We start from the raw sequence: 10,242 nt of genomic DNA, 5'->3' as shown, positions 1-10,242 counted from the left end.
AAATAACACATTCCCACCATCCATGGCGGTCAGATGCTGGAGGTAGAGTAACGCAGGAGCTTGTTACCGAGGATCACTATTCGCTTCAATCATCTGCCTTGCCTACAGCACTTTGAACTCCCGCTGATAGACCACATATTTAATAGGATTGGTATTAGATTGCTAGGCTGCAATCCTCTCGCATCGATTAAAACGTTTTTATCTCGAACAAAACTTAACCAGCAAAGATCAACAGGCCCTAGTAAATAACCTTAGAACGGGATAAACACAATCTCCTCTAGCCCGCATTGATGTTAAATAATGTCCAGAAACGCACTAATGATTGGATCGTTGGTGCGTTTTTCTTTGCAGCAACAGCCCAACTCAAATGCGGGGATCTCAACTGGTGAGGCTAGGGTTTGTATTCGCTCGCGCACTGGACTGTTATGGATTACCGCATCTGGGCTGATGCCAACGCCACAACCCAGTGCAACCATAGACACAATCGCTTCTTGGCCTGACACTTGTGCGTAAATATTGGGTTTGATGCCCATTTGTTTAAACCACTGATCAATACGTTTTCTACCTGGGCCGTGATCTGGCACGATATAAGGCAGCTTTTCCCAATCAATGTTAGGTTGGCTAACCCATTGCTGGACTTGGCAATGCATGGTCGGCGCGATAACTGAAATGGGGACTTTATCGATAGCGGTGAAATGTAGAGTACTCGGCAATACTTCTGGCAAAGCAATAATGGCAATATCCGCTCGATTTTTTTGAATTTGATTTACCGCATTGGCTGGGTCGCCAGTGGTCAGTTTAATATCGACATTAGGATGCTCACGCCTGAATCGATCTAACAAGGCTGGTAAGTGGCTGTATGCTGCTGTCACAGAACAATATAAATTAAGATTACCGCGTAAAAACTGTTGGTTGGGATCTATTCGACTACGAAGCTGACTCCATTCAGATAACGTTTGCTCGGCAAAACGCTTAAATTCTAAGCCTGCGTGGGTAATGGTGACACTGCGGTTATCGCGTTCAAATAATTTACTACCGACTTCGTCTTCTAAGCGCTGTAACGCGCGGCTCAACGTCGATGGACTTACATGAGATTGTTCTGCTGTTTTGGCAAAGTGTAAACTGTCACACAGGTTTAAGTACCATTTTAGTGAGCGAATATTCATACAAATGCCTTATTGGAGATTAGAATATAATTAAAAACAATTGTGTTGCGTTTAATGCAACATGATATGGCGAATATATCATTTTAAGCAATCATATGCATGCGCTATAGTGATTTCAATCACAACGCTTAAGGTCGCTGACTTATAAGATGTTGAGTCCCCAATTACTAAAATTTATAGGTGGTATCAGATGGCTAACTATTTTAACTCTCTGAATTTACGTCAACAATTAGCTCAATTAGCACAATGCCGCTTTATGGACCGTACCGAATTTGGTGATGGTTGCCAATATATCAAAGATTGGAACATTGTCATTCTAGGTTGTGGCGCGCAGGGTCTTAACCAAGGTTTGAATATGCGTGACTCTGGTTTAACCATTTCTTTTGCTTTGCGTCCACAAGCAATCGCAGAAAAACGTGCATCTTGGCAAAAAGCGACCGATAACGGTTTTAAAGTGGGTACATTTGAAGAACTTATCCCTGCTGCTGATTTAGTGTTAAATCTAACACCAGACAAGCAGCATACTGATGTTGTTAATGCTGTTATGCCATTAATGAAGCAAGGTTCTACCTTATCTTACTCTCATGGTTTTAATATCGTTGAAGAAGGTATGCAAGTTCGTTCAGATATCACTGTCATTATGGTTGCGCCTAAGTGCCCTGGCACTGAGGTTCGTGAAGAATATAAGCGTGGTTTTGGTGTGCCGACTTTGATTGCCGTGCATCCAGAAAATGATCCAAACGGTGATGGATTAGCGATTGCTAAAGCATATGCAAGTGCCACTGGCGGTGACCGTGCAGGTGTATTGTTGTCGTCATTTATTGCTGAAGTTAAGTCTGACTTAATGGGCGAACAAACCATTTTATGTGGCATGTTACAAACGGGTGCCATTTTAGGTTATGAAAAAATGGTCGCTGATGGTGTTGAGCCAGGTTATGCCGGCAAGCTTATTCAGCAAGGTTGGGAAACCGTTACAGAAGCGCTTAAGCACGGCGGCATTACCAACATGATGGATCGCTTGTCAAATCCTGCGAAAATCAAAGCATTTGATATGGCTGAAGAGCTAAAACAAATCCTTAAGCCTTTATTTGAAAAGCACATGGACGATATTATTAGTGGTGAGTTTTCTCGCACGATGATGGAAGACTGGGCCAATGATGACGCTAACTTATTACGTTGGAGAGCAGAAACCAACGAAACAGCATTTGAAAATGCGCCAACGTCATCTGAACATATTGATGAACAAACGTATTTCGATAAGGGTATTTTCTTAGTGGCAATGATCAAAGCCGGCGTTGAATTAGCCTTTGATACCATGGTGGCAGCAGGAATCATTGAAGAGTCGGCTTACTATGAGTCATTACATGAAACCCCTTTGATTGCTAACACTATTGCACGTAAGCGTTTGTATGAAATGAACGTGGTTATTTCGGATACGGCTGAATATGGGTGTTACTTGTTCAATCACGCAGCAGTACCAATGTTACGTGATTATGTTAATGCCATGTCATCTGAATATTTAGGCGCAGGACTTGCTGTTACGTCAAATGGTGTTGATAACCAACGTTTGATTGAAGTGAATGAGCAAATTCGTCATACAGATGTTGAGTTTATCGGTGCAGAGTTACGTGGTTACATGACCGATATGAAAGGTATTGTTGAAGCGAGTTAATGTATTAAATTGAACTGATGTTGTACCTGTTCAGAGTTTTTTGGCTAGAAATCTAGCATCGTTGTCGGACAGGCATCAAACGAAACGCCCCAATGACGGTAATTGGAGCGCGGAAAAAACAAATAGTTAGATTGAGTTTGTTCGTTAAACTCATGTGTTAAGTTTTTTGTTGTTGTTTGCATTGTCTCGGCAGGGAAGCTGAATTTTTTTTACAAAGACGATTTTTTAGTTGTGTTGGGTAAATCTTTTATGGTATTTGTTAGTAATACCGTATTGTTATTTGAACATAACCAAACGAATTAATACTAGAAGCTTAGGATACAGTCTAAAAATGCTAAACCACGCAGCTATGCTCATTCTCGTGATTATTACCGTAGTGATTATTAAGTCACAGCGGGGGTGGCGTTTGGCAACTAGACTGACTTAAGAGTCACACAGATTGCAAAAACCCCCGCTCCGAAAGGACCGGGGGTTTTTTCATTTTAGTGTTAAGCAAAACGGCAACAGCTAGATATCACATTAATAGAGCAAGTAGATACATTGACGAAGTAGAGACAAAATTATGGAAGCAGGACAGAAAATGCGCGGCGCAGATGCAGTAATCAAAGTACTAGCAGCCCATGGTGTAACTACCGTGTTTGGTTATCCTGGTGGTGCCATCATGCCAATTTACGATGCACTCTATGGTGGTCCAGTTGAGCACTTGCTTAGTCGACATGAACAAGGCGCAGCGTTTGCTGCTGTGGGCTATGCTCGTGCCAGTGGCAAAACCGGTGTTTGTTTTGCGACTTCAGGCCCTGGCGCTACAAACTTAATTACGTCATTAGCAGATGCATTATTAGACTCTGTTCCACTTGTTGCTATTACTGGTCAAGTATCTACCAGCGTGATCGGCACCGATGCGTTTCAAGAAATTGATGTGCTAGGTATGTCGCTATCGTGTACCAAGCATAGCTTTATGGTTACTGACATTAATGAGCTCATTCCTACTTTATACCGTGCATTTGAAATTGCCGCAGAAGGGCGTCCGGGTCCTGTGTTAGTCGATATACCAAAAGACATCCAACTGGCGGAGCTTGAATATAAGACGCCATTACAAAGTGTCGCTGATGCTCTTGAACCAACACTGGCCGATCTTGATGCTGCTGCAGCACTATTAACCCAGGCAAGTAAGCCAATACTATATGTGGGTGGTGGTGTAGGTATGGCTGGTGCTGTTGCGCATTTGCGTGAATTTATTGATGTGACTGGGATACCATCAGTTGCAACTTTAAAAGGATTAGGTAGCGTTGCTCATGGCACTAAAGGTTATTTAGGTATGCTAGGAATGCACGGTGGTAAAGGCGCAAATTTAGCCGTCCAAGAGTGTGATTTATTGATTGTGGTTGGTGCACGATTTGATGACCGGGTGACGGGACGTTTAGCCAGCTTTGCCAGTAATGCCAAAGTGTTGCATTTGGATATTGATGCTGCCGAATTAGGTAAATTGCGTCAACCTGACGTAGCCATAGCCGCAGAACTTCGTCAAGTGTTACCCGCATTAACAGAGGCTGTTAACGGTAAGTTGGTTATCAGTCAATGGCAAGTTGAAGTAGAGGTGTTGTCACGTCAACATCAATGGGATTATCATCATCCAGGTGAGCTAATTTATGCCCCTGCCATGTTGCGCCGTTTGGCAAATAAACTACCCGAAGACAGCGTCGTAGCTTGTGACGTGGGACAGCATCAGATGTGGGTTGCTCAGCATATGTGGTTTCGTCGCCCTGAAGATCATTTATCCAGTGCTGGCCTTGGTACGATGGGATTTGGTTTACCTGCAGCTATTGGTGCTCAAGTTGCACGACCAGATGCAACAGTGGTCACGGTATCTGGCGACGGCTCGTTTATGATGAACGTGCAAGAATTAACCACTATCAAACGTCGTAAGTTGCCGGTAAAAATCTTACTGATTGATAATCAAAAACTGGGTATGGTGAAGCAGTGGCAACAGCTGTTTTTTGAAGAACGTTACAGTGAAACAGATTTATCTGACAACCCCAACTTTGTATTAATGGCGTCTGCATTTGATATTCCTGGCCGCACGATAAATCATGCCGATGAAGTCGAGCAAGCGTTAGATGAAATGCTTAATAGTGTTGGACCGTACATGCTGCACGTGGCGATTGATGATGCCTTTAATGTTTGGCCATTAGTGCCGCCAGGAGCCAGTAATAGTGACATGATGGAACAAATGGAGAAGCAAACATGATGCATAATCTTGAATTAACCGTTCAACAACGTCCAGAAGTGCTAGAGCGTGTATTGCGTGTCACTCGCCATCGGGGATTTAAAGTCACTCAGATGCAGGTCCGAATCAATGACGATGCTAGTATGGCTGTAGACATATGGGTTGAGGCCGACCGTGCCATTGAGCTGCTAAGTACCCAATTAGATAAATTGATTGATGTGATGCAATGCAAAGTCATGCCAGCCGTTTCATTAAACCAAGCCGCCAACAGTTAAGCTTAATCTAGAACTCATTATTTTATCGTTATCAGTGATGACACTATAACGAGTACCACATTATAAAAGGATATTTGCAATGCCAAAATTACGTTCAGCAACCAGTACCGAAGGCCGCAACATGGCAGGCGCCCGTGCACTTTGGCGTGCCACTGGGGTAAAAGAAACCGATTTTGGTAAGCCAATTATTGCTATTGCCAACTCATTTACTCAGTTTGTTCCAGGTCATGTGCATTTGAAGGACATGGGAGCGTTAGTGGCCAGTGCCATTGAAGAAGTAGGCGGTATTGCCAAAGAGTTTAACACCATTGCCGTGGATGATGGTATTGCAATGGGCCATGGCGGCATGCTTTATAGCTTGCCGTCACGTGAGTTAATTGCCGATAGCGTTGAATATATGGTTAACGCACATTGTGCCGATGCATTAGTGTGTATTTCAAACTGTGACAAAATTACTCCTGGCATGTTAATGGCCGCGCTACGATTAAATATCCCTGTTGTATTTGTATCTGGTGGCCCAATGGAAGCGGGTAAAACCAAGTTATCTGACAAGCTTATCAAACTTGACTTGGTTGATGCGATGGTTGCAGGTGCAGACACTAATGTAAGTGATGAAGACAGTAAGCAAATAGAACGTAGTGCTTGCCCTACTTGTGGGTCGTGTTCAGGTATGTTTACTGCTAACTCAATGAACTGTTTGACTGAAGCATTAGGGTTATCCTTGCCTGGTAATGGTTCCATGTTAGCAACCCATGCAGATCGTCGTGAATTGTTTTTAGAAGCGGGTCGCCGCGTGATGAAATTAGCCGAGCGTTATTATCATCATGATGATGAAACAGCATTGCCACGCAATATCGCTTCATTAAAATCGTTTGAAAATGCCATGGTATTAGATGTTGCTATGGGTGGTTCGTCTAATACTGTGTTGCATTTGTTGGCAGCGGCACAAGAGGCGGAAATTGACTTTACCATGACGGATATTGACCGCATATCGCGCTTAGTACCTCATTTATGCAAAGTTGCACCATCCACACCTAAATATCATATGGAAGATGTGCATCGTGCTGGTGGTGTGATGGGTATTTTAGGCGAGTTGGATCGTGCAGGTTTATTGCATAACGATGTTCCACATGTGGCGGCAGACAATGGCGGCGATTTAAAATCAGTGTTAGCTAAATACGATCTTAAACAGACAGACAATCCTGATGTTATTCGGTTTTACAGTGCGGGCCCTGCCGGTATTCCTACCACTAGAGCATTTAGTCAAGATTGTCGCTGGGATAGCGTTGATGACGATCGTGAAAATGGCTGTATTCGCTCGCGTGAGTTTGCCTTTAGTCAAGAGGGTGGCTTAGCAGTGTTGTCTGGTAACGTTGCTGTTGATGGCTGTATCGTGAAAACCGCTGGTGTTGATGAGTCTAATTTAACATTTGTGGGCAGCGCTCGTGTATATGAAAGCCAAGACGACGCGGTTGCCGGTATTTTAGGTGGTGAAGTGGTGGCTGGTGACGTGGTGGTTATTCGCTACGAAGGCCCTAAAGGTGGTCCGGGTATGCAAGAAATGCTTTATCCAACCACTTATCTTAAATCTCGTGGTCTTGGCACTCAATGCGCATTGATCACAGATGGTCGTTTTTCTGGTGGAACTTCAGGTTTGTCTATTGGCCATGTTTCACCAGAGGCGGCATCAGGTGGCGCCATTGCACTCATTGAGAATGGCGATCAAATTGCTATTGATATTCCTCAGCGAGGCATTCAATTAAATGTCAGTGAAGACGAATTAGCTCGTCGCCGTAAAGCAATGGACGCAAAAGGTCCATTAGGTTGGAAGCCAGTAGCACGTGAGCGTTATGTGTCTTTGGCACTAAAAGCGTATGCGCTACTAGCAACCAGTGCCGATAAAGGTGCCGTACGCGATCGCACTAAGTTGGAGGGGTAGTATGTTGGCACTGGCGTCTCAAACTCAACTAGATCTAGCCCATTATTATTTGCAGAAAATTTTATTATCGTCTGTTTATGATGTGGCGAAAGTGACGCCATTGTCGAGCATGAATAAATTGTCTGCTCGCTTTGGTTGTCAGGTGTATTTAAAGCGTGAAGACATGCAGCCGGTACATTCGTTTAAGTTGCGCGGTGCATACAATCGTATTGCCGCGCTTACTCAAGATGAATGCAACAAAGGCGTAGTGTGCGCATCGGCGGGCAATCACGCCCAAGGTGTTGCCATGTCTGCGGCCAGTCGTGGTATCGATGCGGTTATTGTTATGCCCAGTACAACGCCAGATATTAAAATTGATGCGGTAAAGCGTTTGGGTGGAACGGTAGTGCTACACGGACAAGCATTCGACCAAGCAAATGACTATGCTAAAAACCTGTCGGCAACAGAAGGGCGTGTTTATATTGCTCCGTTTGATGACGAAGCCGTTATTGCGGGACAAGGCACCATTGCCCAAGAGATGGTACAACAGCAACGTGATATAGAAGTGGTGTTTGTGCCCGTTGGCGGAGGTGGACTAATTGCTGGTATTGCAGCTTATTACAAAGCCGTGATGCCACAAGTTAAAATTATTGGTGTTGAACCAGAAGATGCTGCATGTTTAAAAGCGGCTCTAGAAGCTGATGAACCCGTCACCCTAGCTCAAGTAGGATTGTTTGCTGATGGTGTGGCGGTTAAACGTATTGGTAATGAGCCATTTCGTTTAGCGCGAGAATACGTTGACGACGTGGTTACCGTGACGTCTGATGAAATTTGCGCGGCGGTTAAAGATATATTTGAAGATACTCGAGCAATAGCCGAACCTGCTGGGGCATTATCGATAGCGGGGCTGAAAAAGTACATGGCACAACACGCCGACAATCTTGATGCACCTAAAAAAGTGGCTGCAATCTTGAGTGGTGCGAATGTGAATTTCCATAGCTTACGTTATGTGTCTGAACGTTGCGAATTAGGCGAGCAAAAAGAAGCGGTCTTAGCGGTGAAAGTGCCTGAAAAACCAGGTAGCTTTTTACGTTTTTGTGAATTGCTTGATAAGCGCGCCATGACTGAGTTTAATTATCGTTTCAGTAGTCGAGAAATGGCCGTAGTGTTTGCGGGTATCCGGCTCAGTGGTGGTCAAACCGAACTGAGCGAAATTATTGCTAATTTAGAATCAGAAGGTTTTGAAGTACAAGACTTGTCCCAAGATGAAACTGCCAAATTACATGTGCGTTATATGGTTGGAGGTCATCCGCCAGAACCACTAGAAGAGCGCTTATTTAGTTTTGAGTTTCCTGAACATCCTGGCGCATTATTAAAGTTTTTAACAACCTTACAAAGCAAATGGAATATCAGTTTATTCCATTATCGTAACCATGGTGCGGCCTTTGGACGTGTGCTAGCGGGGTTTGAGGTGCCAGCAAAAGATAATACGGCTTTTGCGCAGTTTTTAACAGATTTAGGCTTTGTTTATCAAGAAGAAACAAACAGTCCGGCTTACAAGTTATTTTTAAGCAATGCGAAGTGTTAAAAAATAACCACATTGAGGTGATTTAGTATCTCAATGTGGTATTGTCATTGCGCCCAAAACGAAAAAATATTCGTGGGCGAGAACCAACACAACCAATGTACGATGCTGTTATTACATTATGAGATTGGGGTGGGTTGCTTTATATGTAGGGTAAATTTTTCCATATGCTTGTAATAAGAGCGTATACGACCTCATTTTAAGGAGACATTGATGTTACCCGTGCCAACAATTCCAGTTTTTATGCCGCCGCGCCGAATCTTAATGGGCCCAGGCCCATCTGATGTGTATCCTGAAGTGCTTGCTGCACAATCTCGACCGACTATAGGCCATCTAGACCCATTATTTGTCGGTATGATGGACGAACTTAAAAGTCTGATTCAATATGCTTTTCAGACTAAAAATGAAATGACCTTAGCCGTATCAGCGCCAGGCAGCGCTGGAATGGAAACCTGCTTTGTTAATTTAGTCGAACCAGGCGAAAAAGTGATTGTGTGCCGCAATGGCGTATTTGGTGAGCGTATGCGCCAAAATGTTGAACGCGTTGGTGGTGTTGCCGTTGTGGTCGACAATGAATGGGGTGAGCCTGTATGCCCTGATAAAGTTGAAGCTGCACTTGTGGCACATCCCGATGCTAAATTTTTAGCTTTTGTGCATGCAGAAACCTCAACCGGAGCACTGTCTGACGCCAAAACCTTGTGTACCTTAGCGCAATTACACGATTGTATTAGCATTGTTGATGCTGTGACATCATTGGGGGGTGTTGAATTACTCGTAGATGAATGGGGCATTGATGCGATTTATTCTGGTAGCCAAAAGTGCCTTTCATGTGTGCCAGGTTTATCCCCAGTGTCGTTTTCGCCTAAAGCCGTTGCTAAGTTAAAAGCACGTACTACACCAGTACAAAGTTGGTTTTTAGATCAAACTTTAGTGATGGGCTACTGGGGGAATAGTGCCGGATCTAAACGCAGCTATCATCATACTGCACCCGTTAATGCGCTGTATGCATTGCATGAGTCTTTACGTTTGTTAGCCAATGAAGGCCTCGAAAATGCATGGGCAAGACATCGTAAAATGCATCAATTACTGCGTGACGGATTAACCCAGCTTGGATTTAAATTTGTCGTTGAGGAAGCATCACGCTTACCGCAACTAAATGCGGTATATATTCCTGATGGCGTTGATGATGCAGCGGTACGTAAACACTTGTTAGAAGAGTATAATTTAGAAATTGGTGCCGGGCTTGGCGCATTAGCAGGTAAAGCGTGGCGCATTGGCTTGATGGGCTTTAGTGCTCGCCATGAAAATGTGGCACTTTGCTTACGTGCTTTAGAAGAGTCTCTTAATCAGGACTAGACTGAATAATGAAACATGTCGAGTAAAAAAAATGACGCTGAAT

7 protein-coding genes are annotated in these 10,242 nt (G+C 43.9%); 6 read left to right on the top strand and 1 reads right to left on the bottom strand.

What is annotated here, in order from left to right; all coding sequences use genetic code 11:
• Nucleotides 1-293: 293 nt before the first annotated feature.
• Complete coding sequence (ilvY, locus tag ACWXWT_RS07605) at nucleotides 294-1,166, bottom strand: HTH-type transcriptional activator IlvY (protein ID WP_456041008.1); 873 nt, start codon at nucleotides 1,164-1,166, stop codon at nucleotides 294-296.
• Nucleotides 1,167-1,356: 190 nt separating this feature from the next.
• On the opposite strand from ilvY, the gene ilvC reads away from it, so the two are divergent.
• The 6 genes from ilvC (at nucleotide 1,357) to ACWXWT_RS07575 (ending at nucleotide 10,199) form a co-directional block, all read left to right on the top strand.
• Nucleotides 1,357-2,838, top strand: coding sequence for a ketol-acid reductoisomerase (gene ilvC, locus ACWXWT_RS07600; protein WP_456041007.1), 1,482 nt, complete (start codon nucleotides 1,357-1,359; stop codon nucleotides 2,836-2,838).
• A gap of 562 nt (nucleotides 2,839-3,400) precedes the next feature.
• Nucleotides 3,401-5,086 carry an acetolactate synthase 2 catalytic subunit gene (ilvG, locus tag ACWXWT_RS07595; protein ID WP_456041006.1) on the top strand — a complete coding sequence of 562 codons (1,686 nt, stop codon included), beginning with the start codon at nucleotides 3,401-3,403 and terminating at the stop codon, nucleotides 5,084-5,086.
• Complete coding sequence (ilvM, locus tag ACWXWT_RS07590; protein WP_456041005.1) at nucleotides 5,083-5,340, top strand: acetolactate synthase 2 small subunit; 258 nt, start codon at nucleotides 5,083-5,085, stop codon at nucleotides 5,338-5,340. The genes ilvG and ilvM overlap by 4 nt, the downstream gene beginning before the upstream one ends.
• A 79-nt stretch (nucleotides 5,341-5,419) precedes the next feature.
• Complete coding sequence (ilvD, locus tag ACWXWT_RS07585) at nucleotides 5,420-7,279, top strand: dihydroxy-acid dehydratase (RefSeq protein WP_456041004.1); 1,860 nt, start codon at nucleotides 5,420-5,422, stop codon at nucleotides 7,277-7,279.
• A gap of 1 nt (nucleotide 7,280) precedes the next feature.
• A complete protein-coding gene (gene ilvA, locus ACWXWT_RS07580) occupies nucleotides 7,281-8,846 on the top strand; it encodes a threonine ammonia-lyase, biosynthetic (RefSeq protein WP_456041003.1) in 1,566 nt (521 codons plus the stop codon).
• Nucleotides 8,847-9,056: 210 nt separating this feature from the next.
• A complete protein-coding gene (locus tag ACWXWT_RS07575) occupies nucleotides 9,057-10,199 on the top strand; it encodes a pyridoxal-phosphate-dependent aminotransferase family protein (protein WP_456041002.1) in 1,143 nt (380 codons plus the stop codon).
• Nucleotides 10,200-10,242 lie beyond the last annotated feature (43 nt).

The organism is Shewanella sp. A22 (assembly GCF_053850585.1).
This window is presented reverse-complemented; position numbering and strand designations above follow the sequence as displayed.